22 protein-coding genes are annotated in these 25,202 nt (G+C 71.1%); 9 read left to right on the top strand and 13 right to left on the bottom strand.

Going from position 1 to position 25,202, the window contains the following annotated elements; translation table 11 throughout:
• Positions 1-92 precede the first annotated feature (92 nt).
• Complete coding sequence (locus tag ACFQ53_RS13210) at positions 93-239, bottom strand: hypothetical protein (RefSeq protein WP_377860401.1); 147 nt, start codon at positions 237-239, stop codon at positions 93-95.
• A gap of 375 nt (positions 240-614) precedes the next feature.
• Here ACFQ53_RS13210 and ACFQ53_RS13215 point away from each other — a divergent pair, with 375 nt between their 5' ends.
• The 3 genes from ACFQ53_RS13215 to ACFQ53_RS13225 all read left to right on the top strand — a co-directional run bounded on the left by ACFQ53_RS13215 (position 615) and on the right by ACFQ53_RS13225 (position 3,803).
• Complete coding sequence (locus tag ACFQ53_RS13215; RefSeq protein WP_377860403.1) at positions 615-1,481, top strand: IclR family transcriptional regulator; 867 nt, start codon at positions 615-617, stop codon at positions 1,479-1,481.
• A gap of 169 nt (positions 1,482-1,650) precedes the next feature.
• Positions 1,651-2,238, top strand: coding sequence for a hypothetical protein (locus ACFQ53_RS13220; protein ID WP_152351889.1), 588 nt, complete (start codon positions 1,651-1,653; stop codon positions 2,236-2,238).
• Positions 2,238-3,803 (top strand): GMC family oxidoreductase, encoded by a 1,566-nt coding sequence (locus tag ACFQ53_RS13225; RefSeq protein WP_377860405.1) that lies wholly within the window; start codon positions 2,238-2,240, stop codon positions 3,801-3,803. The genes ACFQ53_RS13220 and ACFQ53_RS13225 overlap by 1 nt, the downstream gene beginning before the upstream one ends.
• 134 nt (positions 3,804-3,937) lie before the next feature.
• Here ACFQ53_RS13225 and ACFQ53_RS13230 read toward each other — a convergent pair whose 3' ends face one another.
• The 3 genes from ACFQ53_RS13230 to ACFQ53_RS13240 all read right to left on the bottom strand — a co-directional run bounded on the left by ACFQ53_RS13230 (position 3,938) and on the right by ACFQ53_RS13240 (position 6,647).
• Positions 3,938-4,567 (bottom strand): hypothetical protein, encoded by a 630-nt coding sequence (locus ACFQ53_RS13230; protein WP_377860407.1) that lies wholly within the window; start codon positions 4,565-4,567, stop codon positions 3,938-3,940.
• A 110-nt stretch (positions 4,568-4,677) separates the two neighbouring features.
• The gene (locus ACFQ53_RS13235; protein ID WP_249479093.1) at positions 4,678-5,517 is read right to left on the bottom strand and encodes an SDR family oxidoreductase; all 840 of its coding nucleotides are present in this window, start codon (positions 5,515-5,517) and stop codon (positions 4,678-4,680) included.
• Between the two features lie 200 nt (positions 5,518-5,717).
• A complete protein-coding gene (locus ACFQ53_RS13240) occupies positions 5,718-6,647 on the bottom strand; it encodes a LysR family transcriptional regulator (protein ID WP_377860410.1) in 930 nt (309 codons plus the stop codon).
• A gap of 87 nt (positions 6,648-6,734) precedes the next feature.
• Between ACFQ53_RS13240 and ACFQ53_RS13245 the strand changes: the two genes are divergently transcribed.
• Positions 6,735-8,525: an L-aspartate oxidase gene (locus ACFQ53_RS13245; protein ID WP_377860412.1), complete on the top strand. Its 1,791-nt coding sequence runs from the start codon at positions 6,735-6,737 to the stop codon at positions 8,523-8,525.
• A 63-nt stretch (positions 8,526-8,588) separates the two neighbouring features.
• Here the strand turns inward: ACFQ53_RS13245 and ACFQ53_RS13250 are convergent, their stop codons facing one another.
• A complete protein-coding gene (locus tag ACFQ53_RS13250) occupies positions 8,589-10,166 on the bottom strand; it encodes an AMP-binding protein (protein WP_377860414.1) in 1,578 nt (525 codons plus the stop codon).
• 93 nt (positions 10,167-10,259) lie between these two features.
• A complete protein-coding gene (gene xylB / locus ACFQ53_RS13255) occupies positions 10,260-11,669 on the bottom strand; it encodes a xylulokinase (protein WP_377860416.1) in 1,410 nt (469 codons plus the stop codon).
• Positions 11,670-11,930: 261 nt separating this feature from the next.
• Between xylB and htpX the strand changes: the two genes are divergently transcribed.
• A complete protein-coding gene (gene htpX / locus ACFQ53_RS13260) occupies positions 11,931-12,782 on the top strand; it encodes a zinc metalloprotease HtpX (protein WP_228359682.1) in 852 nt (283 codons plus the stop codon).
• A 31-nt stretch (positions 12,783-12,813) separates the two neighbouring features.
• Here the strand turns inward: htpX and ACFQ53_RS13265 are convergent, their stop codons facing one another.
• Positions 12,814-13,611, bottom strand: coding sequence for a VOC family protein (locus tag ACFQ53_RS13265; protein ID WP_377860418.1), 798 nt, complete (start codon positions 13,609-13,611; stop codon positions 12,814-12,816).
• A gap of 145 nt (positions 13,612-13,756) precedes the next feature.
• On the opposite strand from ACFQ53_RS13265, the gene ACFQ53_RS13270 reads away from it, so the two are divergent.
• Positions 13,757-14,440, top strand: a complete 684-nt coding sequence (locus ACFQ53_RS13270; protein ID WP_377860420.1) for a hypothetical protein — start codon at positions 13,757-13,759, stop codon at positions 14,438-14,440.
• A 12-nt stretch (positions 14,441-14,452) separates the two neighbouring features.
• On the opposite strand, the gene ACFQ53_RS13275 is transcribed toward ACFQ53_RS13270, so the two are convergent.
• From ACFQ53_RS13275 to ACFQ53_RS13300, 6 genes are all read right to left on the bottom strand, one after another.
• On the bottom strand, positions 14,453-15,238 hold the full coding sequence (locus tag ACFQ53_RS13275; protein WP_377860422.1) for a helix-turn-helix transcriptional regulator: 786 nt from the start codon (positions 15,236-15,238) through the stop codon (positions 14,453-14,455).
• A 72-nt stretch (positions 15,239-15,310) separates the two neighbouring features.
• Positions 15,311-16,159: a sugar phosphate isomerase/epimerase family protein gene (locus ACFQ53_RS13280; protein ID WP_377860424.1), complete on the bottom strand. Its 849-nt coding sequence runs from the start codon at positions 16,157-16,159 to the stop codon at positions 15,311-15,313.
• A 104-nt stretch (positions 16,160-16,263) separates the two neighbouring features.
• Entirely contained in the window at positions 16,264-17,436 is a 1,173-nt protein-coding gene (locus ACFQ53_RS13285; RefSeq protein ID WP_377860426.1) for a Gfo/Idh/MocA family protein, read from the bottom strand.
• 125 nt (positions 17,437-17,561) lie between these two features.
• Complete coding sequence (locus ACFQ53_RS13290; RefSeq protein ID WP_377860428.1) at positions 17,562-19,001, bottom strand: MFS transporter; 1,440 nt, start codon at positions 18,999-19,001, stop codon at positions 17,562-17,564.
• A gap of 317 nt (positions 19,002-19,318) precedes the next feature.
• Positions 19,319-20,164 (bottom strand): SurA N-terminal domain-containing protein, encoded by an 846-nt coding sequence (locus ACFQ53_RS13295; protein ID WP_377860430.1) that lies wholly within the window; start codon positions 20,162-20,164, stop codon positions 19,319-19,321.
• A 229-nt stretch (positions 20,165-20,393) separates the two neighbouring features.
• A complete protein-coding gene (locus ACFQ53_RS13300) occupies positions 20,394-21,401 on the bottom strand; it encodes a transglycosylase family protein (RefSeq protein ID WP_377860432.1) in 1,008 nt (335 codons plus the stop codon).
• A gap of 551 nt (positions 21,402-21,952) precedes the next feature.
• Here ACFQ53_RS13300 and ACFQ53_RS13305 point away from each other — a divergent pair.
• From ACFQ53_RS13305 to ACFQ53_RS13315, 3 genes are read left to right on the top strand one after another with little or no spacing between them, the layout of a single operon-like run.
• Positions 21,953-22,996 (top strand): tripartite tricarboxylate transporter substrate binding protein, encoded by a 1,044-nt coding sequence (locus ACFQ53_RS13305; RefSeq protein WP_377860434.1) that lies wholly within the window; start codon positions 21,953-21,955, stop codon positions 22,994-22,996.
• Complete coding sequence (locus ACFQ53_RS13310) at positions 22,993-23,580, top strand: tripartite tricarboxylate transporter TctB family protein (RefSeq protein WP_377860436.1); 588 nt, start codon at positions 22,993-22,995, stop codon at positions 23,578-23,580. Before ACFQ53_RS13305 ends, ACFQ53_RS13310 begins: the two co-directional genes overlap by 4 nt.
• A gap of 1 nt (position 23,581) precedes the next feature.
• The gene (locus tag ACFQ53_RS13315) at positions 23,582-25,120 is read left to right on the top strand and encodes a tripartite tricarboxylate transporter permease (protein WP_377860438.1); all 1,539 of its coding nucleotides are present in this window, start codon (positions 23,582-23,584) and stop codon (positions 25,118-25,120) included.
• Positions 25,121-25,202 lie beyond the last annotated feature (82 nt).

Below are 25,202 nucleotides of genomic sequence, written 5' to 3' on the forward strand. Positions count from 1 at the left end.
TCGACTACCGCACCCCCGCAGCGGTCGAAGCGTCCTACACTCACCCCACGACGACCGCGCCCGCCTAACCACGGAACGAAACCCAGGGCGCTTCACGTGATCACCTGGTCGGAGACCTTGTAGCTGGTGATGTCGATCGGGTGCGTGCTCGCGCTCGCCGCGGGGGCGAGGGCGACGGACGCGAGAAGTGCGATCAGGACGGCGACCACCGGCGCCATCAGTCGCTGGATTCTGGACACAGGACCTCCCAGGGAAACGGGCAGCAGGAAAAGGGGATGATGCAGGTAGGACAGGGAAAACGGTGAAGCAGGATGTTGTGCGGCGCCCACCATCGGACGCAGCATCCAGGGCTCCCTCCGACCCTCGATGGCAGGAAGATAACCCGAGACCCCGACATCCGAGAAGAGTCGGACGTGCGTGGCGTGATGCGCCGCGCCCTGACAGCAGGGAACGCCTGTCGTGCACGACCCAGTCGGGCACGCGTCCGCCGCTTCCGCTCACGCAGGGCGAGGCCTGGGCGAACACTCGGCAAGCGGCGCTCGGAGGCGCCTGCACGGGGGAGTCGCCGGTGCTCTCGGTATGACACCGGGATGCGGACCTGAGAGGATGAGCGGGTGACGACGGTGTTCAACCAGAAGCGGGGCGACGAGGCCCCGGAAGGTCGGGGCGAGGCTCCGGAGCGGCTGGGCGAGGACGCCTCGCTGGACCACCACGAGGACGCTCCTGCAGGTCAGATCCCCCGTGCGTTCGCGGTGCTCGAGGCCGTGGCGGCCCATGGCAGCAGCACGGCGCGCGCGATCGCGGATGCCACGGGCATCCCCCTGCCCACCGTGTACCGCCTCGCCCAGGAGCTCATCCGCGCCGGCTACCTGGTGCACCTGAAGGACGAGAAGCGCTTCGCGCTCGGCTACCAGCTGCACCGGCTCGCCGTCGGCCTCCACGAGGACCTCGGGATCCCGTGCGCGGTGCGCAACGAGGTCTGCGCGATGCACCGCGACCTCGGGATGGCCTCCTACCTCGCGATCCACCGCGGCACCGACTTCGTGGTCGTGTTCGTGGCGGACTCCCCGCAGGCCCCGCGCCTGAGCCCCATGGGTTTCGGATTCCACGAGAGCCCTCACGCGACCGCCTTCGGCAAGGTGGGGCTCGCGGCCCTCAGCATCGAGGAGCGCGACGACTACCTCGCCGGCCGCACCCTCATGGCGCACACCGACCGCACCCTCACCGATCCCGAGGTCCTGCGCCGCCAGCTCGACGAGATCTCCGAGCGCGGCGTCGCCTGGGAGCACCAGGAGTTCCAGAGCGGCACCGACTGCCTGGCCGCGTCCTTCAAGGCCGACGACGGCATGCTCATCGGCACGGTCGCCGTCTCCGCCCCGGTGCGCGCCTACGAGGGCCGCACGCGCCACATCGAGGACCGCGTGCGCGCCTGCGCCTCCCGGGCGGGCCGCGCCTACCGCCTGGGCGGTCACCAGGGCTGAAGGCGGGCCCCGCCGCTCACGCCCGAGGATCCGGCCCCGACGCGACCCGCCCGTCGGCCCCCGTTCTCGCCCGACGAGAACGCCCGTGGCCCGGGCTCCCGCCGCCTTCCTAGTGTGTGTCTCGGATCACCGACGATCACCGGCGACGACGCCGGAGGAAGGACACGTCATGAGCACATCGGACTGCGGCGAAGCGGTCAACGACGTCGAGGGGACCGCGGAGGCCCATCGCACGCTCGTCGCCCTCATCAAGGCCGCCTTCCCCCACCAGAAGACGGTGCCCGACTCGGCGTACGAACGGGTCGCCGACACGGTCCTCTCCCAGGCCGAGGAGAGCGCGTGGCTGCGGGCGAAGGTCGCCCAGGGCCTGGACTCCCTGCAGGGCCTGGCCGACGGGCGCTTCCACGAGCTGCCCCAGGAGCAGGCCTACCTGATCCTGCTGCGCATCCAGCACACGACGTTCTTCGGCTTCATCCGCCAGACCGTCGTCGTGAACCTCTACGAGGACGAGGAGCTCTGGGAGGCCGTCGGTTACGAGGGGCCCTCGTTCGAGAAGGGCGGGTACATCGACCGCGGCTTCGACGACCTCGACTGGCTGCCCGACCCGCGCATCGAGGAGTACGACGGCGAGCCGCTGCAGGAGGTCGTCTCCGACCTGCCGACGGCGGCGTCCACCCGCAGCACGCGCGGCGCTGCCGTGCCCGCAGGACAGAGCAAGGCGCGCTCGACGCGCGTGGGATCCGGGAGGAAGAACTGATGACCAGCATCGACCACGACGCGAAGCCCGTCGTCATCGTCGGCTCCGGCGCCGGCGGCGGCACTCTCGCCTACGAGCTCACCAAGCAGGGCATCGAGTGCGTGCTCCTGGAGGCCGGCCCCTACCTGCGCAACGAGGACTACATGAACCTCGAGTGGGAGGCCTTCAACCAGATGGCCTGGACCGACACCCGCACCACCTCGGGCTCCTGGCGGGTGGCGACGGACTTCCCGAACCTCCCCGCCTGGATCGTCAAGGCGGTCGGCGGCACCACCACCCACTGGTCGGGTGCGACTCCGCGCTTCAAGGCCCACGAGTTCTCGCCCCGCAGCACCTACGGCCGCATCGACGGGGCGAACCTGCTGGACTGGCCGATCACCCTCGAGGAGCTCGAGCCGTACTACACGCGGGCCGAGGACGCGATCGGCTCCACCCACCGCGGCGGACGCAAGGCGCTGCCGGCGAACAACAACTTTAAGGTGCTCGCCGCCGGCGCCGAGAAGCTCGGCATGAAACACTACGCGACCGGTCCCTACGGCACCAACGCCGAGCCCTACGACGGCCGTCCCGCCTCCGTCCAGGACGGCTTCAACTTCCAGGGCGACAAGAACCGCTCGAAGTGGTCGACGATGGTGCGGGAGATCCCGCGGGCCCTGGAGACCGGGAAGCTCGACCTGCGGCCAGACTCGCACGTCGCGCAGATCCTCCACGACCGCAGCGGACGCGTGGACGCGGTTCTCTATCTCGACTCCGAGGGCAAGCTGCACCGCCAGTGCGCCTCCGTGGTGTGCGTGGCGGGCAACTCCATCGAGACCCCTCGCCTGCTGCACATGAGCTCGTCCTCGATGTTCCCCGACGGGCTCGCGAACTCCTCCGGGCAGGTGGGCCGCAACTACATGCGCCACCTCACGGGCAGCGTGTACGCGCAGTTCGACAAGCCCGTGCACATGTACCGCGGGGAGACCATGGCCGGGCTCGTCGCCGACCAGTCGGTGCACAATCCCGCCCGCGGCTTCGCGGGCGGCTACTACATCGAGACGATCTCCCTGGGGCCCGCCTTCATGGCGAGCTTCGTGGAGCCCGGCGCCTGGGGGCCGGAGTTCACCGCGCTGCTGGACGGGTACGAGAACACCGCCGGCTGCTGGATCGTGGGGGAGGACATGCCCCAGGAGTCCAACGCGATCACGCTGAACTCGACGGTCACCGACCAGCACGGCCTGCCCGTCGCGGACGTCCGCTACGACGACCACGCCAACGACCTGGCCATGCGCGAGCACGCCTACTCCACGTCGCAGAAGCTCTACGACGCGGTGGGCGCGGTCTCCAGCCACCGCACCCCGCCCTACCCCTCGACGCACAACCTGGGCACCTGCCGCATGAGCGAGCGCCCCGAGGACGGCGTCGTGGACAAGTGGGGCAGGGCGCACGACGTGCCGAACCTGTTCATCTCCGACGGCTCGCAGTTCACGAGCGGCGCGGCGGCGAACCCGACGCTCACGATCGTCGCGCTCGCGATCCGCCAGGCCGAGTACCTCGCCGATGCCCTGAAGAAGGGCGAGGTCTGAGGACGAGGACGACGGACACGGCCGACGTGAGCCGCTGACCCGAGCAGTCGACGGGCCCGTGCCCCGGGAGAGATCCCGGAGCGCGGGCCCGTCGGCTGCTCGCCGTTCCCCGTGGTCGCTTCTCCCCGCCGGCATCACCGGCCCAGCATCAGCGGGACCAGGTAGGCGAGCGAGAACGCCTCGTAGAGGGCTCCGATCACGAGCAGGACGAGCGCCGGGAGCAGGAGCACGCCGAGGGCGCGCAGGCCGCGCAGGTAGCCATCGCGCCGACGCTCGACCCCCACGCTCGCGGGGCGCAGCCACGCCCTGCCCAGCACGAAGGCGCCCAGCATGACCAGCACGTAGGCCTGCACCTCGAGGAGCAGGGTCAGCGAGTGCGGGACGAGCGTGGTGCGCACGGTGGGGTCGACGGGGGCGAGGGATGTGCCGATGCTGAGCGCTCGCACGGCGAAGATCGCGATGCCCGCGAAGGGCACGATCAGGGAGGGCACGGAGATCGAGGCGATGACCACCGTCCCCACGTTGATCGCGAAGATGACGAGGGCGAACAGCAGCGGTGTGGACATCAGCGAGCTCGCGAGGGCCGTGGATCCGTTGGATTCCATGTCGGCCAGGCTCGCGGCGTTCAGCCCGGGGAAGAGCGCGCCGACTGCCATGCCGACGAGCACGAGGCCGTAGGCCAGGAGACTCAGCAGCAGGTAGGCGCGCCGGTTCTCCCGGAGGATGCCGAGGACGGGGACGAGGGGACTGTGCAGGGACCGCATGGTGCGTCCTCCTGGGGTGAGGGGGCCGGGTTCCGGCTCTGTCCCCTCACCCCAGACGGTGTGGTCACCACAGGGTCAAGCTCGGCCCTGCGGCCGAGGAGGCGCGGACCTCAGCTGAACTGGATGCCGCCGTCGACGAGGATCGTCTGGCCGGTGACGTAGTCCGAGTCCTCGCCGGAGAGGTAGGAGACCAGGCGTGCGATGTCGTCGGGCTCCGAGACGCGCCCCAGATGGATGGACTCCGCGTTCTCCGCGAGCGCCTCGCCGCGCTTCTGCCCGTTCTTCGCGGCGAGCTTCTCGTCGATGAGGTCCCACATGGCGGTGCCCACGATGCCGGGGCCGTAGGCGTTCACGGTGATGCCGTGCTCGGCCCACTCCATGGCCGCCGCCTGGGTGAGGCCGCGCACGGCCCACTTGGTCAGCGAGTAGGGGCCGAGGAAGGCGAAGGGGCGGAAGGCCACGATCGAGGCGGCGCCGATGATCTTGCCGCCGTGGCCCTGGGCGACCATCTGCTTCGCCGCCTGGCGGTAAGAGTTGAACACTCCCGTGATGTTCACGTCGAGGATCTTCTGGAAGTCCGCGGCGTCGTAGTCCAGAAGCTCCTTGACCTGCGCGATGCCGGCGTTGGCGACGAACACGTCGAGGTGGCCGCCGGCGGAGACCGCGGTCTGCACGAGCGCGGCCACCGAGTCCTCGTCGCTGACGTCCACGGTGGCGCCGGTCGCGGTGCCGCCGGCCTCGGTGATCGCGGCGACGGTCGCGTCGATGCCCTCCTGCATGCTCGGCAGGTCGGCGACGACGACGTGCAGGCCGTCGCGCCCGAGACGCTGCGCGATGCCCTCGCCGATGCCGCGGGCCGAGCCGGTCACGACCGCGACCTTCCGCCCCTCCGGGGCCTTCGCGCGGGCCTTCTCCACGGTCGAGAGTTCCTGGGATCCGGTGCTGTTCATGGCGTCTCCTCATCGAGTCGTTCTCGGGGTCGGAGTCCGGAGGTCGGTGCGGTGTGATCGACCGGTCGACGGGCGGGCTCCTCGTGGCCTGCGACTCAGGTCACGCTCTCAGCAGACCAAGCGCGCGGGCCGACCGGCAACGCGGGTTCTCGCGCCGCGAGAAGCAGGCGAGAAGCCGCCTCTGACGGGCCGACGGAGCGTCAGGACAGCAGCGGCACGACCCCGGGCCCCGCCATCGCGGGAACGCTCGCGAGCACCATCTCGTGCATCGCCGCGGCCGCCGCGCTCGCCTGCGCGTCACGACGCAGCGCAAGGTTGACCGTACGCTCGAGCGCCGGGCGGACCAGCCGTGCCGAGCGCAGGCCCGCGCGCCCGCGCACCACCATCGCGGGCACGACGGCGACGCCGATCCCGCGCTCGACGAAGCGCAGCACGGCGTCCATCTCCGCGCCCTCGACGGCGATCCGCGGGGTGAGGCCGTGGGCGGCGAAGGCCGCGTCGGTCGAGGCCCGCAGCTCGTAGGAGCGGTTGAAGGCGACCTGGGGGAGCGCGGCGAGCTCGGCGAGGGTGACCTCGTCCGGCAGCGTCGTCCCGTCGTGCGGGCGCTGCGCGGTCGCGACCACCACGAGCTCCTCGCGCAGCAGCGGGACCAGCCGCGCCTCGTCGGCACCCGGGCGGTCCTCGCGGGTCACGGTGAGGGCGAGGTCGAGGTCGCCCGCCTCGAGGGCCTCGGCGAGGGTGTGCGCGCCGGCCTCGAGCACATGTAGCTCGATGTCGGGATGGCGTGCGTGGAAGGCGGCGAGCACGTCCGCCACGAGCGAGACGCACAGTGTGGGCGGGGCGCCGATGCGCACGAGCCCGCGGCGCAGGCCGGCGAGCTCGTCGAGGGTCCGACGGGCGGAGCGCTCGTCGGCCAGGATCCGCCGGGCGATCGGCAGCAGCGCCTCGCCCGCCGCGGTGAGCGCGGCGCCCCCGCGGCCGCGATCGAAGAGCGGGGCGCCCAGCTCGGCCTCGAGCCCCGCGATCTTCCGGGAGAACGAGGGCTGGGTGAGGAAGAGCTCCTCGGCAGCGTGCGTGAAGGTGCCCAGCCTCGCGGCGGCATCGAAGGCCTGCAGGTGATCGATCCTCATGGTGCCCACGGTATATGCGATTCGCGTATCGAAGGCACGCCGGAGTTGCATTAGCGCTATGGAAGCAGCGTCCGTAGCGTCGGCCGCATGAGCGATGACGCGACCACCCCCGACGACCAGGCGCAGAGCGCGAACCCCACGGCACCTCCCACCCGACTGCTCTCGACCTCGGTCCTCGTGATCGGCACCGGCGGCGCAGGCCTGCGCGCCTCCATCGAGCTCGCCGAGCGCGGCGTCGAGGTCCTCGCCGTCGGCAAGCGGCGCACCCACGACGCGCACACGACCCTCGCCGCCGGCGGCATCAACGCGGCGCTGGGCACCATGGACCCCGAGGACTCCTGGCGCCAGCACGCCGCCGACACCCTGCGCGAGTCCTACTTCCTCGCCGACCCCGAGATCGTCGAGACCGTCACCCGCAGCGCCGCCCGCGGCATCGAGGACCTCGAGCGCTGGGGCATGCCCTTCGCCCGCGAGGCCGACGGCCGGCTCTCCCAGCGCTTCTTCGGCGCCCACACCTATCGCCGCACCTGCTACGCCGGCGACTACACGGGCCTCGAGATCCAGCGCACGCTCATGCGCCGCGCCCGCGAGCTCGACGTGCCGATCATCGACACCGTCTACATCACCCGGCTGCTGGTCGCGCACGGCGCCGTGTTCGGCGCCTACGGCTTCGACATCGTCACGGGCCAGGAGGTGCAGATCGACGCCGACGCCGTGATCCTCGCCGCCGGCGGCCACACCCGCATCTGGCGGTACACCTCCTCGCGGCGCGACGAGAACACCGGGGACTCCTTCCGCCTGGCCGCGCTCGCCGGCGCCCGCATCCGCGACGCCGAGCTGGTGCAGTTCCACCCCTCCGGTCTGCTGGCGCCGGAGGACGCCGCGGGCACCCTCGTCTCCGAGGCGGCGCGCGGCGAGGGCGGCGTGCTGCGCAACGCCCGCGGCGAGCGCTTCATGGAGCGCTACGACCCGGAGCGGAAGGAGCTGTCCACGCGCGACCGGGTCGCGCTGGCGAACTTCACCGAGATCGCCGAGGGCCGGGGCACGGAGAGCGGGGGCGTGCTCCTGGACGTCTCGCACCTGCCGCGCGAGCAGATCCTCGAGAGGCTCCCGCGCGTCTACCGGACCCTCATCGACCTGCAGATGCTCGACATCACCACCACCCCCATCGAGGTCGCGCCCACCGCCCACTACTCGATGGGCGGGGTCTGGGTGCGCCCCGAGGACCACGGCACCGGGGTCGACGGGCTGTTCGCGATCGGGGAGGCCTCCTCGGGGCTGCACGGCGCGAACCGCCTGGGCGGGAACTCCCTCATCGAGCTGCTCGTCTACGGGAGGATCACCGGCGCCGAGGCCGCCCGGTACGCCCGGGAGCGCACGCGCATCGAGCGCGATCCGCGGGCCGTCGAGATCGCCCACGAGGAGATCCGCGCCTTCCTCACCGGCGACGGCATCGAGGTGTCGCGGCGGCTGCAGCGCGAGGTGCGCGACGTGATGAGCGCGCACGCGGGCGTGGTGCGCACCGAGGACGGGCTGCGCGAGGGACTCGATCAGATCCAGGAGCTCGAGACGCGGGCCCTCGAGGTCACCGCGCATCCCGATATCGCCGGCTTCGACGACCTCGCCCACGCCTTCGACCTGCTCGGCTCCCTGCTCGCCGCCCGCGCGACCCTCGAGTCCGCGATCGAGAGGCGCGAGACCCGCGGCTGCCACAACCGCGCGGACTTCCCGGACCAGGACCCGCAGCTGCGCGGGAACATGGTGTGGAGCCCCGACGACGGCGTGGTGTTCGAGCCGCTGCCCGAGGTGCCCGAGGACCTGCGCGATCTGGTCGAGGCTCCGTCCGACGACTCCTCGGAGGGCAAGCTCGTCGAGTGAGTCGAGATCCTCGCCGCCGCGGGCCCGGGGACCACCTCAGGCTTTCCGGGCCCGCACCGCTGCTCAGGCGCTCCGCAGGTTCCGGCGCAGGATCTTGCCGCTCGAGGACTTCGGGATCGCATCGATCATCACGACCTGCCGGACCTTCTTGTAGGGCGCGACGCGCCCCGCGACGAAGTCCATGACGTCCTGCTCCGTGAGCTCGGCGCCTTCCTGGAGGACGACGAAGGCCTTGGGGATCTCCTCGCCTGCCTCGTCCCGACCGCCGACGACGGCGGCGTCGGCGATCTGCGGGTGGGCGAGCAGGGTCGCCTCGAGCTCGGCCGGCGCGACCTGGTAGCCCTTGTACTTGATGAGCTCCTTGAGCCGGTCGATGAGGGAGACCACGCCCTCGGCGCTCACGGTCGCGATGTCGCCCGTGTGCAGCCAGCCGTCCTCGTCGATGGTCAGCGACGTGGCCTGCTCGTTGTTGAGGTACCCGATCATGACGTTGGGTCCCTTGCAGCACAGCTCCCCGGGCTCGCTGACGCCGGTGGAGGGCACCGGGATCTCCTCGCGGGTGGCCGGGTCCTGCAGCATGCACTCCATGTTGGGGACGGTGATCCCGACGCTGCTGAGCGGCAGGTCGTCCCTCCCGGCGGGGATCAGCTGCGAGACGGGGCTCATCTCGGTCATCCCGTATCCCTGGCGCACCGAGCAGCCCAGGCGGCGGGCGACGGCGCCGCCGACCTCCCCGTCCAGCGGCGCGGCGCCGGAGAACACGGCGGTGACGGCCGAGAGGTCGAACTCGTCGACGAGCGGATGCTTGGCCAGGGCGACCGCGATCGGCGGGGCGATGAACACGAACGTGCAGCGCTGGTCCTGCACGATCCGCAGGAACTCCGGCAGGTCGAAGCGCGGCATCGTCACCAGGGTCGCGCGCTGCAGGAGGGCGAGATCCAGGAGCACCGTCATCCCGTAGATGTGGAAGAAGGGCAGCACGGCCAGCACGCGGTCGTCGGGCCCGACCCCCACGAGGTCGGCCGACTGGGCGACGTTGGCGACGAGGTTGCGGTGGGTGAGCATCACGCCCTTGGGCCGCCCCGTCGTGCCCGAGGAGAAGGGGAGCACCGCGAGATGCGTCGAGGGGTCCACGGACACCTCGGGCGCTGGGGCGCCGGAGGCGAGCAGGTCGGCGAGCGAGTCATGGCCCTCGGCGCCGTCGAGCACGATCAGGCGCTCGGAGGGGATGCCCGCCGCGGAGGCGCCCTCCGCCGCTGCGGACAGCAGAGGGGAGACGGTCAGCAGGGTCCCCGCCCCCGAGTCCTCGAGCTGGACGGCGACCTCGTGCCCCGTGGCCAGCGCGTTCACCGTGGTCGCCGTGGCGCCCGCGCGCAGGATCCCGTGGAAGACGGCGACAAAGGCGGGGGAGTTGGGGGAGTGCAGGGCCACGACGTCCCCGACGCCCACGCCGCGCGCAGCGAGCGCGCCGGCGACCGCGTCGACCTGGTCCCGCAGGGCGCCGTAGGTGGTCTCGGCTCCCGAGGCGCCGTCGACGACGGCGACCTTCTCCAGGTCCTCCGGGGAGAGCGAGGTGAACAGCAGGTCGTACAGCGTCAGATCGGGGATCTCGACGTCGGGGCGGGGGCTGTGGAACGGCATGGTGTCTCCTTCGACGACTCGTCGCACGGACGGTGCGAGGAGTCTATGGGCGCGACCCGGCGCCGGATGGGAGATCCCGGGGAGCAGGACCCGTCACGTCCACTCGGAGGTGCGCTCCTTGAGCTGCCGGTAGGCGTCCATGACCTGCGGCGTGGGCTCTGCCGTGAGAGTGCGCCCGCCGGCGATCTCCCAGGCCGGGGGCTCGTCGTCGCCCGTGAGCGCCCAGGCCGCCTGCCGGGCGGCGCCCAGCGCCACGTACTCGCCCTCCGGTGCGATCGTCACCTCGCGGCCGAAGACCGCCGGTGCGAGGCGGCGCACCGCCTCGTTCTGCGCGGCGCCGCCGATCAGCACGATCCTGCGCGCCCGGCCGCCCGGCAGCGAGTCGCCCAGGAGATCCTCGAGCGCCGAGATCCCGTCGGCCAGGGAGCACAGCAGGCCCTCGACCGCGGCGCGGGCGATGTCGCCGCGCGTGGTCGCGGTCGACATGCCCTGGAGGGTGGCGCGGGCCGTCGGCCGATTGGGCGTGCGCTCGCCGTCGAAGTACGGCAGCAGGGTGACGCCGCCCGCCCCGGGCTCCGAGGCGAGTGTCAGATCCGCGAGACCCGCGAAGTCCACCTGCAGCAGCTCGCGCGCGAAGTCGAGGATGCGGGCCGCGTTGATCGTGGTGGCCATCGGCAGGAAGCGCCCGGTGGCGTCGGCGAAGCCCGTGACGGTGCCGGAGGCGTCGGCGGGGCGCGCATCGCTCACCATCGCGCACACGCCCGAGGTGCCGATCGAGACCGAGACGTCGCCGGGGCCGAGCGAGAGCCCGAGGGCCGCGGCCATGTTGTCGCCGGTGCCCGCGGCGATCGCCGCGCCGGAGGCGGTGCGCGCCATGACCTGCTGAGGCGCGGCCGGCAGCTCGGGCAGCGCGAGGTCGCGCCCGCCGGTCGCCAGGCGCAGGAGCTCGTGGTCCCAGCCCTCCTCGCGGGTCGAGTAGTAGCCGGTCCCCGAGGCGTCCCCGCGGTCGGTGAAGAAGGCGTCGCCGCCTGCGGAGAGACGGCGGGAGACGAAGTCGTGGGGCAGGAGCACGCGCTCGGCCCTGTCCAGGGACTCGGGCTCGTTCTCGGCGATCCAGCGCAGCTTGGTCGCGGTGAGGGAGGCGACGGGCAGGGACCCGATGCGGTCGACGGTCGCTGCGGCGCCCCCGATGTCCTCGATGAGCGCGGCGGCCTGCGGGGCGGAGCGGGTGTCGTTCCACAGCAGCGCCGGGCGCACCACCTCCCCGTCCCCGTCGAGCAGCACCATGCCGTGCTGCTGGCCCCCCACGGAGACGGCGTCGGCCCGTTCGAGGAGGCCCTCGCAGGCCGTCCCGAGGGCGTCGATCCACGCGCGGGGATCGACCTCTGTGCCGCCGGGATGGGGCGCGCGCTGCTCGGCGAGGACCTCGCCGCTCTCCGCGTCGACGAGGACGGCCTTGGTCGCCTGGGTCGAGGAATCGATGCCGAGCACGGCGGTGGGCATGGGGCCTCCAGGGAGCACTGGTCGGGGAGCGGCACGGGGTCGAGCCACAGCTTACGGGGCGTGATGTCGCCCGCATCACGGCCCGGACGGGGAACGCGGGGCCGGCGTGGAGCGTTCCACCAGCAGACCCCCGCCGTGCCCCCAGGGGACGCACATAGTGTGGCGGGGCCGGACAGCACCTCAGCACCGCACCTGAGCACCGCACCTCAGCCCAGCACACCTCTCGAGGCCGACGAAGGAGAAGCCGTGGGACGCAGCGTCATGAACATCGTGAAGACAGCGCTGCTGTTCGGCGTGCTCTGGGGCGTGCTGCTCGCCGTCGGCTACATGCTCGGCGGGAACTTCATCTGGATCTTCGCGCTCATCGGCCTGGTCGGCACGTTCATCAGCTTCTGGAACTCCGACACCATCGCGATCCGCTCGATGCGCGCCCGCGAGGTCTCGCCGCAGGAGGCGCCCGGGCTGCACCGCATCGTGCAGGACCTCGCGGACCAGGCCGGACAGCCCATGCCGCGCCTGTACATCTCGCCCACGCAGCAGCCCAACGCCTTCGCGACCGGGCGCAGCCCGAAGCGCGCGGCCGTGTGCTGCACCGAGGGCATCCTGCAGCTGCTCGACGAGCGCGAGCTGCGCGGCGTGCTCGGCCACGAGCTCATGCACGTGTACAACCGCGACATCCTCACCAGCTCCGTCGCCGCGGGCGTCGCGGGCGTGATCACCTCGCTCGCGCAGATGGCCCTCTGGTTCGGCGGCGGGCGCGATCGTCAGGGCGGCGGCGGCATCATCGGCGCGCTGCTCGCGATGATCCTCGCCCCGCTCGCCGCGACGCTCATCCAGCTCGCGATCTCCCGCACGCGCGAGTACTCGGCGGACCACGACGGCGCCGAGCTCACCGGCGATCCGCTCGCCCTCGCCTCCGCGCTGCAGAAGATCTCCGGCGGCGTCGCCGCGCACCCGCTCCCGCAGGAGCAGGAGCTGCAGGACGCCGCGCACATGATGATCGCGAACCCCTTCCGCGGCGGCGGCATGGGCCAGCTGTTCTCGACCCATCCGCCCACGGAGCAGCGCATCGCCCGCCTCCAGCGCCTCGCCCAGGAGATGGGCCGGGCCTGACCCGGAGTGCAGGCGTGCGGCCTGCTCGCTCTCAGCCCTCGGGGACGGCCTCGCCCATCGCGCTGATCTGGAAGGTCGCGCCGGCCGGGTCGGCGACGGTCGCGATGCGGCCGAACGGGGAGTCGACGGGGCCGTCGAGCAGGCTCCCGCCGAGCTCCTGCACCCGGGCGACCGCGGCGTCGGCCGCCTCGACCCCGAGGTAGATCCGCCAGCCGGTCGCCTCCTTCGGCATCACGCCCGTGGCGTCGCAGATGCCCCAGCCGTTCTTCCCCTCCGGGCCGTTGGTGACGTACCGGAAGCCGTCGTCGTCCATCGGCTCGCTCATCGGGACCAGGTCCGCGTCGACCACGCTGCGGTAGAACGCGCAGGCGCCGTCGAAGTCGTGCGTCATCAGCTCGAACCACACGGGCGATCCCGGCGAGCCGGTGAAGTCGAAGCCCTCGAGCGTGCCCGCCTGCCAGAGGCCGACGCCCGCCTGCGTCGAGTCGAGGACCACCACCATGCTTCCCTGATCGCCCACGGGGTGGGGGCCGGCGACGATGACCCCGCCGTTCTCGGTGACGCGGCGGGCGCGGGAGTCGATGTCGTCGACGAGGAGATACACGCTCCAGGCGGCGGGGAGCGGGTCGCCCTCCGGGCAGGTCATGCCGGTGACGTCCATGAGCCCGCCGACGAGGGCGCCGTCGTTGCGGATCAGGTGGTAGTGGTTGAAGTCCTCGCCCATGTCCTCGAACTCCCACCCGAACAGGCCGGAGTAGAAGGCCTTCGCGGCGTCGACGTCGTGGACGCTGACGTCGAGCCAGGTGGTGCTTCCGATGCTGCGGGTCATGGTCTGCTCCTTCGTCCGAGTGGCAGGGAACGGGGCCGTTCACTGCGCGAGCGCCCCGCCGGGGCGACCGGTGCGCTCACCACGCTAGATGCCCGCGCGCGGCGCGGTATGTCCGTTCCTGCGCGGTGCCGGTATCGTCCGGTCCATGGCCGACTGGTTCCGCAGCACCACATGGACGTCCGAGGATGCCGAGCAGTTCGAGCTGCGACTGGGCAGGGCCAGGTCCCACAACCGCGCCCAGTACCTGCGGATCCAGGGGGCGCATCTCGAGCGCGAGGGCCTGCGGGCACCCGCTCGCGAGCTCTGGCGGCGGGCCATCGCGCAGGGTGAGCCCGACTCGGAGCGCTGGGCGGCGATGGAGCACCTCGCAGGCTCCCTGCACGAGGACGATCCCGAGGAGGCCGAGCGCCTGCTGCGCACCCTGCTCGCGGAGAATCCGCCGCTGCAGGGCACCAGCCAGCTCGCGCACGTGGAGCTCGCAGACCTGCTCGCGCGACGCGGCACGCGCGCCGCGCTGCGTGAGGCGCGCTCCCTTCTGCGCGCCTCCGAGAGCAAGGGGTCCAGCGTGCCGATCCAGGATTTCCGGCGCGAGCTCGTGCGCGCCCGGGTCCATCACGCCGGGGGTCAGCGGCGCCGCGCCGCGCAGGCGGCTCGCAGCGCGCTCGCGGCCGCCGGGCGGGAGACCCCTGCGGCGTCCGCGCCGGGCCTGGCCGTCCAGGACCTCGCTCCGGAGCTCGAGACGTGGCTGCGATCGGTCGCGGAGACCGGCCGTTCCGCCGGGCGGGAGGCCGACGAGCGAGCGCGCCACGTCCGGTGGCGCCGGGGCTGACCGGCCCCGCGCTCACGGCCGACGGAGCGAGGGCAGCGCCGAGAGCAGCGGGACCGGGCTCGACCCGTCCTGCGGGCCGAAGCGCAGCGTGACGGCGCCCGCCGCCAGGAGCGGCGCAGGGTGCACGGCGACCACGGGGGCCGCGGGCACCAGCTGCTCCTCGACGCTCGCGTGCGCCGGCACCGCGAAGCCGAGCAGGAACGGCGCGCCCGGGCAGAGCGGAAGACGCGCGTCGAGGCGCCCGCGCAGCAGCATCCCGGCGCGCGGGAGCCCGATCGGCGCGGGATGCGGATACCAACCCACCCACACCGAGGGGTCCCCGCGCGGGCTGAAGCCCGCGGGCAGATCGAGTCCGACGGCGATCGCGCCCGCGCCGTCGCCCGTGATCGTGAAGGGGCGCACGGGGCGGCCCGCGACCTGGTCCGCGAGGCGCCGCAGCGACGCCGGCGGCAGGCCGACACCCGCCCGGAAGCGGCGGGAGAAGCTCGAGAGGGAGTCGAAGCCGACCTCCGTGGCCACGTCGACCACGGGGAGCGTCTCGTCGGCCAGGAGCATCCGTTTGGCCGCGTCGATCCGCAGAGCGGTGAGGTAGCGGCCGGGGGAGACGCGGTAGCGCGTGGTGAACAGCCGCGAGAAGTGGAAGGGGCTGTAGCCGGCCTGCTCGGCGAGGTCCTCGACGCCGAGCTCCGCCGAGCGTCCGCGCGCCAGATCGAGCACGGAGGCCCAGCGGGCGGCCGTGCGCGCATCGTCGGTCGGAGTGGGGGTCGGGGCGGCACCAGGGGGCGTGATCGCGGTCACGTCGGAGAGTATACGAAGGGGCCCCGACATCGACCCGCGGGCCAATGCCGGGGCCCCGGCGGGAGCGCGGCGTCAGTAGCCGATCGAGCGCAGGTACTCGCGGGAGTCGCGGATCGCGTCGATCGGGTCGCGACCGTAGGTGTCGTCCTGCTCGATGAGGAAGTACTCGGCCCCGGCCTTCTCGGCGGCGGGCAGCAGATCGGGCCAGTTCATGTTGCCCTGACCCACCTCCGCGAACTGGGCGAGGTTCAGGAAGTGCTCCTGGAACTCCTTCATCGAGATCTTGTCGGTGGAGAACTGCTCGTACAGCTCCTTGCTCAGCGGCGCGATGCGGAAGTCCTTGACGTGGATCAGCTTGCAGGCGCCGGCGTAGGCCTCGAGCATGTCCAGCGGGGCCATGCCGCCGCGCTGGACCCAGTGCAGGTCCACCTCGAACAGCAGCGACGGCGCGACCCGGCGCACGATGTCGAAGATGCGCTCGCCGTCGAACTGGATGAGGTCCACGTGGTGGTTGTGGTAGCAGAGCGTCACACCCTGCTCCGCGAGGCGGGCGGCGTAGGGCTCGACCTCGGCGGCCCACGCCTCGCAGGCCTCCTTCGAGACCATCGCGGAGAACGGCATCATGCCGATGCGCAGGAATCGCGAGCCCGTGCGCCTGCACGCCTCCACGGCGCGGTCGAACTCGGTCTCCAGGGCGAAGCCGTTGCCGCCGGGCGCGATCGACGCGCTCATGGCGGCGGTCTCGACCCCGAAGTCCTCCTTGCCGCGCACGAGGTCGTCGATGAGCTCGTCGGTCATCTCGACCTGGGAGACCTCGGCGGCGTCGATGTCGAGGTCGCGCACGCTGCGCAGCACCTCGTACATCCCCTTCTCGTTGATCTGGTCCTTGAGCATCATCAGCTGCAGTCCGAGGACGGGCATGATGGTCTTCTCCTTCGAAATCCGGTGGTGGTGGGTGCAGGCGGCGCCAGGGCCGCAAGGGAGGGGCCCGGCGCCGCGAACGGTGACGGCGCCCGGGTCGGGACTCAGGAACGCGTCGGGAATTCGCCTTCGGCCTCGATACGGGCATTGAGCTCGGTGAGGTAGTCGTCGGCCGGGTACTCCACGAGGTCGATCTCGCGGCCGGTCCACGCCGAGAGCTGCATGCCGGAGGCGAGGCGGACGCCGTTGATGCCCTCGGCGCCGTCGGCGATCAGCGGGGTGCCGTCGTTGATGTGGGCCGCGAAGTTGGTCAGGACGCTGATGTGCTGCTGGCCCCAGGCCGACTCGTACTCCTTGACCTCGGTCTCGTAGAGGTCGGCGGTGTCGATCTTGCCCATGAACAGCTTGCCCACGTCCTCGGCGGACATGCCGTCGGACAGCGAGCGCTCGTCCTGCTTCAGGCGGGTGATCGTCACCTTCTTGGAGGCGTCCACGACGATCTTCCCCTTGTCGAACAGCATCTCGAGGCGGTCGGTGCCGATGATGTCGTTCGTCGAGGTGATGAAGCTGCCGGTCGCCCCGTCGCCGAAGTCGACGACGGCGTTCACCTCGTCCTCGGTCGCGATGTCGCGCTGGAAGCCGAAGGCGAGCTTCGCGAACACCTTCTGCGGGACGCCGCACAGCCACTGCCAGAGGTCCAGCTGGTGGGGGGCCTGGTTCACGAGGACGCCGCCGCCCTCGCCGCCCCAGGTGGCGCGCCATGCGGACTGGTCGTAGTAGGCCTGCGGGCGCCACCAGGTGGTGATGATCCAGGAGGTGTGGCGCAGCCGTCCGAGCTCGCCGGAATCGATGAGCGCCTTGAGGTCGGTGTACACGGGGTTGGTGCGCTGGTTGAACATGATCGCGAAGGTGGTCTCCGGATGGGAGGCCGCGAAGGCGTTCATCTCCTCGACCTGCTTCGTGTACACGCCGGCCGGCTTCTCCGTGAGGGTGTGGATGCCCTTGCCGATCGCGGTGATCGTCATCTCCGGGTGCAGGTAGTGGGGGACCGTGGTGACCACCGCATCGACGTCCCCGGAGTCGAGCATCGCGATGTAGTCGTCGTAGAAGGGGACGCCCGCGTGCTTCTGCGCGGCGAGGTCCTTCTTGGCCGGGTCCGTGTCGGCGATCGCGCCGAGGGACATGCCCTCGATCTTCCCGTCGGCCAGGAGCCCGGCGTACATGCCGCCCTGGGCCCCGAGTCCGATGATGCCGAGTCGTACGTTCTTCTCCGACATGGTGTCTCCTGTCTGCGGTGGGTGACGGTTGGCCCGCACGGCGGGCCGGGTGGAGCGGGGCGGCGCCCGTGGGCACCGCTGGAGCGGCGCCGGCGACCCCTCGCGAGGAGCCGCCGACGGTCGGATCAGGCCTGCGTGCCCTCGGCCTCGTGCTTGGCCTCCAGGGCGGCGACGTTCTCGTTCACGCGCTTCTTCGACAGCGGGTACCAGAAGGCGAAGACGAGGGCGGTGGCCGCGAAGAGCAGGCCCGGCAGCAGGGTGGTCAGGCTGTAGACCCCGCTCAGCACGCCCTCGGTCTGCTGGACGCCTCCTTCTTCGTAGCCGATCCAGGCCAGGGCCCAGCCGGCGAGTCCGCCGGCGAAGGCCTGGCCGAGCTTACGGGCCCACGAGTAGATCGAGTACACGGTCGCGTCGTTCCGCTCGCCGGTGCGGATCTCCTGGAAGTCGATCACATCGGTGATGAACGCCCAGATCAGCAGATTGATGCAGCCGATGCCGAGCATCATCAGCATGTAGCCGATCATGAAGACGATCGGGCTGTCGGTGCGGATCACGCACAGGATCAGGGCGGCGACGAACGCGAGCCCCATGCCGAAGATGCCGAACTCCTTCTTGCCGAACCGCTTGCCCAGCGCGGTCGCGAAGGGGACGAGCAGCAGGGTCGGGATCAGGCCCACGAGGTTCACGAGCGAGAGCAGCGTGCCGTGGTTGTAGAAGTCGTTGTAGACGTACGGCAGCAGCGCCATCAGGGACATCTGGCCGATGAGCATGAGCAGCGCGCCCACGACGATGCCGGTCAGCGCACGGTTCGTGAGGAGCGTGCCCATCATGGCCCCGAAGCCCATGCGCTCGGCCTTGGGCTTCGGCGGGGTCTCGATGCGCTCCTCGACGTTGACGTAGCAGAGCACGTAGCAGACGACCGCGAGGATCGCGCAGGCCAGCGCCGCGAGCATCATGCGGGTGCCGGAGAGCTCGGACCGGCCGTCGATCTGCACGTAGACGACCAGGGGGAGCACCACGGAGACCGCGAGGTTCGCGAGGGTGCCGCCGAGCGAGCGGAACACGGACAGCGACGAGCGCTCGCCCACCTTGTTCGAGATGACCGAGGCCATCGAGCCGTAGGGGATGTTGATCAGCGTGTAGAAGACCGAGCCCCACAGCATGTAGGTGACGATCATCCAGGCGAGGCGCGCCCCGTAGGCGCCGTCCTGCAGGAACGGGCTGAACATCAGCACGGCCATCACCGCGACGGGGATCATGATCCGCAGCAGCCAGGGCCTGAAGCGGCCCGACCGGCGGGGCTTCAGCACGTCGATCAGGCGTCCCGCGCCCACGTCGGTGAAGGCGTCGACGATGCGGGCGGCGAACAGCAGGGTGCCCACGTGGGCCGGGTTGATGCCCATGACGTTCGTGTAGAAGATCAGGAAGAACGAGGACTGCAGCAGGAACGTGAAGTCGTTCCCGAAGTCGCCGAACATGTACCCGAACTTGTCGCGCCATCCGAAGGGGCGAACCCGGTGGGGTGTCGGGGCCGACGCGATGTCGGGAGCCTGGATCGTGCTCATGTGCATCTCCGTGTCTCATCCTTGAGAGGCAGAAGGGGGAGGGAGCACGCGTGACTTCGCTGCTCACTGCTTCGCCGTGGTGATCGGCGGGGACCGGGGTCCGCTGCGCCTGTCCTCCGATTGTGGACGGCTCGGCACGCGCGGCAACCTTGTTGCCGCGCTTTGCTCCGATGCCCGGGAAATACGATGCCCGGGGATGCGGTGGCCGGGAGACGCGGCGCTCGGGCGACGCGGCGCCCCGGAGACGCGGAGCGCCGGCGGGGATGCCCTGGAGCATCCGCCGCCGGCGCGCCGGAGAGGTGTCGGGAGGCGCGACGTCAGAGGTTGATGGTCACGTCCGCGTCCTTGCGCAGGTCCTGGGCGATCTTCGTGGCCGCTTCGCCCTCCTGCTGGGTCTTCGCCTGCTGGGCGAGCTGGTCCTTGACGTCCTTGTAGGCGGGCACCTGGGTGGAGCCCCCGCTGTCGCTCGCGCCGGAGGACCCGCCGGTCTGGCTCTGGGCCTGGCCGGCCTGCTCGTACTGCTCCTTCAGCTGCTCGTACTGCTGCTTGAGCTCCTTCTCGCTGGGATCGGAGATCTTCGCCTTCTTGTCGATGTACTCGGTGAGCTCGAACTGGGAGGCGGCGTCCTGGCGGACCTGCTTCTCGCTCGACCCCTGCTGCTCGAGCGCCTTGACGACCTCGTCGCCGGACTTCATGCCGTTCTGCTGGGCGATGGTGTCCAGGGTCTTGTCGATGTCGTCGTCGCCGGCCTTGATGCCGGCCTTGCCGGCGGCCTGGGTGAGCAGCTGGTTGTCCACGAGCTGGTCGGCGACCTGCTTCTTGAGCGAGTCCTCGTCGGGCGCCTGCCCGCCGGACTGCTGGGACATCGTGGCCTGCTGGTACTGGGACTCGTAGGCCTGGCTGAACTCGTCCTTGCTGATCTTCGTGCCGTTGACCTCGGCGACGGGATCGGGGACGCCGGAGAGGTCGGGCTTGCCCTGCTCTCCCTGCTGGGACTGGAGGCCCTGCTGGCCTCCGTCGCTCGCGGACTGCTGGGAGCCCTGCTGCTGACCGGAGCCGGACTGGTCGGCTCCCTGTCCGCCGCCGCAGGCGGCGAGGGCGAGGACGGCGGTGAGGGAGACGGCGCCGAGGGCGCGCCGGGCGGTGGTCCTGATGGTGGTCATGGATCCTCCTGGGGTGGACGGCCCGGGCGACGGTACAGGTCGAACCCTGGGGCCGTGTTCGTGGAGTGTTCAGTGCTCGCCCAGCCCCGGATGGGGGCCGACGGACGGGGGAGGAGGAGAGAGGGGCCGGGAGTGCGGGAAGCGCAGAAGACCGCGGCGGCGAGGCACGAGTGCTTCGCCGCCGCGGTCTTCGGATCCGCGGAGTGCGGGAGGGACTCCCGAGTCCGGATCAGTACAGGTTCAGGAACGCCTGCAGGGTCTTGACGCTGCCCGAGTCGAGCTGGTCGCCGCCGTTCTGGGTGGCGCCGACCTGGTGCTCGATGCCCTTGACGGTCGTCGAGCCGAGGTCGCCGTCCTGGGTGTTGCCGGTCCAGGCCTGGACGGCCTTGACGGTCTGGGCGTCCATCTTGCCGGTCTGGTCGATGTTCAGCCAGTCCTGCAGGGCCGAGACGGTCTTCGGGCCCATCTTGCCGTCGACGTCCAGGGTGCCCGCCACGGAGATGCCGGGGGCCGAGGAGTTCGAGGAGGAGGACTGCGAGGTGCTCTTCTTCGCGGTCTCCTTGGTGAAGCCGTTCTCGGTGCAGTTGTCGGCGATGCCATCGCCGTCGCAGCTCCAGTCGCCCTGCTTCTCGCTGGACTTCTTGGTGCTGGAGGTGGACTGCGAGGTGCTCTGCTTCTTCTCGGTCTTCTTGGTGAAGCCGTTCTCGGTGCAGTTGTTCGCGATGCCGTCGCCGTCGCAGCTCCAGTCGCCCTGGGGCTTGCTGGACTGCTTCGAGCTCGTGCTCTTGGAGGAACTCGAGGAGTTCGAGGACGAGGAGTCCGACGAGGTGCTCTTCTGGCTCGAGTTCGAGGAGCCGCTGGGGATGGAGGCGTCGGAGTCGCCCGAGCCGGAGAGGCCCCTGCCGCAGACGGGCCATGCGCCCTTGCCCTGGCCGGCGAGCACGCGCTCGGCGACGGCCTTCTGCTGGGACTTGGAGGCGTTCTGCGGGCTGCCGGTGCCGCCGTATGCCTTCCAGGTGGAATCGGTGAACTGCAGTCCGCCCTTGAAGCCGTTGCCGGTGTTGGTGGACCAGTTGCCGCCGGACTCGCACTGCGCGACGGTGTCCCACTGGTCGGCGTGGGCGTCGGTGGTGCTGGTCGCCATCATGCCGGTGGCGACGAGGGCGCCGCCGGCGATCGCGATGGCGCCGCGGCGGAGGTATGCGTTGAGCGTCGAGGTGCTCTCATGGGTCGACATGGGAGATGGCTCCTTCGAGAGTCGTCGATAAGGGGGAAGTCCTGGAGCAGCTGCCGAACCGCCGGGGTTGCAAGCGAACCGGGGTGCATCTGCGTCGGCCACCGTACGGGCGGGGCAGGGGCGCGCCTCAAGGCCGGTGAAGAAGAGTTGGCAGAGCCTTGACCTTGAATGCCCGGTGGCTCACACGACACGCCGTTACCTGCGCGTGACCTGAATGTTGGGGGAACGAAGTCTGGTCGTCGCGCCAAGGATTCGGGGTCCAGCACGTGACGTGGCGCGCTCCCGGTGGCGTCGACGCAGGTCATCTCCGTAAAGAATCGCCGCATCAGGTAAAAGCGCATGGTGCGACCGCGCGAGGGCATGATGCGGCCGTGCGCGGATCCGGGCGAGCTCCCGCCACGCGGGCAGGACGCGCGGAGCAGGGCCGTGCCGCGCTAGGGTGTCGGCTCCTCCCTCTCCGGTGCGGACCCCGTGCGGTCCGGACCGGGCTCGCTCGGCATCGCCGCCGCGCACCTCCTCACGGTGGCGCGATGCCCCGTCCCAGGAGTCCCATGGCCCCCGAAGAACCACCGAACGTCCACCCACCGGCATCACCCGCGGGGTCGGGATCGGCCCCGCCGCGCCGCACGGCCCTGAAGGTGCTGGGCGGCGTCGTCGCCGCGGGCGCCATCGGCACCGCCACCTACGGGTCGATCGCCTCCGCCTCCGGCGGTGAGGATCTGCGCTCGTCCCTCACGATCATCGCCCCCGCCGCCGCCGGCGGCGGATGGGACACCGCCGCGCGCTCGATGCAGCAGGCCCAGCGGGCCGGAGGCATCGTGAACAACACGCAGGTCGTGAACATCCCCGGAGCAGGCGGAACCATCGCTCTGTCCAGCCTCGCCAGCCAGCGCGGCCACGCCGAGACCCTCATGATCGGCGGCACCGGCCTGCTCGCCGCGACCATCCAGTACGGGTCCTCGACCACGCTCGAGGACGTCACGAACCTCGGCGTCGTCGTCGAGGAGAACGACGTGATCGTGGTGCCCGGCGATTCCGAGTTCGAGAGCCTCGACGACCTCGTCGAGGCGTGGAAGAAGGACGTGGGCGGCATCCCGTGGACGGGCGGCGGCTCCTTCGACCAGCTCGTGGTCACCCAGCTCGCCGTCGCCGCCGGCGTCACGGGCTCCGAGGTCAACTACATCTCCTCCGACGGCGGGGGAGAGGCCACCCAGGCACTGCTGAACGGCACGGCGAAGGCCGCCTCGAGCGGCTACCCCGACTCCGTCGACATGATCGAGTCCGGGAGGCTCAAGGCACTCGCCGTCGTCGCCGAGAAGCCGATCGAGGGCATCGACCTGCCCACCACCGTCGACCTCGGCTACGACGTGACCCTCACCAACTGGCGCTCCATGCACGCCCCGGCCGGGATCAGCGAGGACGAGATCTCCCAGCTGCTCGCGATCATCGAGGAGACGATCGCGACGCCGGACTGGAAGGAATCCGTCCGCCACTACCACTGGGCGGAGAACGTCGTGGACCGCGACGAGGTCCAGCACTACCTGGACGGGCAGGCCGAGCTGATCCGCTCGCTGTACGAGGAGCTCGGCGTATGACCACCGCCCCGCACACCCCCGACGCCCCGGACCCGGAGCCCGGCGCCTCGTCGGCCGAACCGGAGACCGGACTCCTCGCCGAGCTGTCCGTCCCGATCGTCATGACCGCCTTCGCGATCTACCTGCTCGTGGGCATCGTGACCATGAAGCTGCCGGAGGGCACGTCCTTCCCCGGCCCGCGCTTCGTCCCCGAGATCCTCGCCGGGAGCATCGCGGTGCTCGTGATCGTGCAGGTCGTCAGCGTCCTGCGCCGCCACAGCCCGCTCGCACCCGACCGCACCCGCCCCGCCGGACGCGACGAGACCGAGGGCATCGCCGGCACCGTCACCCGGCGCGTCGGCATCGCCTGGGGCCCCTTCGCCTGGGCCGTGGGCGGCTTCGCCGTGTTCGCGGTGACCCTGCCCTACCTCGGCTGGATCCTCGGCGGCGGCCTGCTGTTCTGGTGCGTCTCGCGGTCCTTCGGGTCCCGCCGCCCGCTCATGGACGTGGTGATCGCGCTCGCGGTCTCCTCCGTCGCCTACATCTGCTTCGACATGGCGCTCGGGCTCGCGCTTCCCTCGGGCCTGCTGGGAGGGGGATTCTGAGATGGATTCGATCAGCATGCTGCTGGGAGGGCTCGGCGACGCCCTCACCCTGACGAACCTGCTGTGGGTGCTCATCGGGTGCCTGCTGGGCACCGCGGTGGGCGTCATGCCCGGACTCGGGTCCTCGATGGCGGTCGCGCTGCTGCTGCCCGTCACCTTCGCCCTGGATCCGACGGCGGCGTTCATCATGTTCTCCGGCATCTACTTCGGGGGCCTCTTCGGGGACTCGACGATGGCGATCCTCATGAACACGCCCGGGCAGGCCTCGGCGATCGCCTCGACCTTCGAGGGCCATACGATGGCCCGCTCGGGCCGGGCGCCGCAGGCCCTCGCGACCGCCGCGATCGGCGCCTTCGTGGGCGGCATGGCGGCCTCGGTGCTCGTGGTGTTCTTCGCGCCGTGGCTCGCGGCCTTCTCCACGAGCTTCGGCCCCGCGGAGTTCTTCGCCCTCGCCGTGTTCGCGTTCTTCGCGACCAGCTCGGTGCTCGCCGACTCCGCGGTCAAGGGCCTGCTGGCCCTGCTGCTGGGCATCGGCATCTCGGTGATCGGCATCGACGGCGTCAGCGGCGCCCCGCGCTTCACCGCGGGCTCGCCGCTGCTGTTCGACGGGATCTCGCTGGTCACCGTCACCGTGGGGATGCTCGCCCTCGCGGAGGTCATCTACGTGGCCTGCCGCGAGCGCTTCGACCCCACGCGCTCACCCATGAAGGCCTCCGGCCGGCCGTGGCTGAACCGTGCGGAGCTCAAGGAGGCGGCGCCCGCCTGGGCGCGCGGCACGATCATCGGGCTGCCCTTCGGCGTGGTCCCGGCCGGTGGATCGGAGCTGCCCACCTTCCTCGCCTTCGGCCTCGAGCGGCGCCTGGACTCGCGGCGCACGAACCCGCGCTTCGGCAAGGGCGCCATCCGGGGCCTGGCCGCACCGGAGGCGGCGGGCAACGCGACCACAGGTATGGCGATGGGCGCCCTGCTGGCCCTGGGCCTGCCGGTCTCCGCGACAGCGGCGATGATGCTCGCGGCGTTCCGCCAGTACGGTCTGCAGCCCGGGCCGCTGCTGTTCGACCGATCGGCGGACCTGGTCTGGACACTGCTGGCGAGCTTCTTCCTCGCGATGATCGTGCTGCTGGTGATCAACCTTCCCTTCGCCCAGCTCTGGGCGAAGCTGCTGCTGATCCCCAAGCCGTACCTGTACGCGGGGATCGCTATGTTCTGCGGTCTGGGCATCTACGCCTCCAGCCCGTCGGTCGCCGACCTGCTGATCCTGCTGGTGATCGGGCTCATCGGCTTCCTGATGAGGCTCGCCGACTACCCGCTGGCCCCACTGATCATCGGCATGGTGCTGGGACCGCTCGCGGAGACCAACCTGCGCGATGCGCTCATGAGCTCGGACGGGAACGCCCTCGCGCTCCTGGACGGGCCCATCGTCTGGCTCATCTACGCGCTGCTGCTCGGGGCGATCGCGCTGACGATCCTCTCCGCGGTGCGGCGCAACGCGGCGGCCAGGCGGGCCGCGCGGGAAACGTCCGCCGACGTCTCCGTCTGACTCCCAGAAGGGCATCCGCAGGGTCGCGCCCAAGGGGGCACCGACAGGGTCTGGCACCCTGTCGGTGCCCCCGTAGTCTTCG

This window comes from Brachybacterium sp. NPDC056505 (genome assembly GCF_042794925.1).
GTDB classification, from domain to species: Bacteria; Actinomycetota; Actinomycetes; order Actinomycetales; family Dermabacteraceae; genus Brachybacterium; species Brachybacterium kimchii.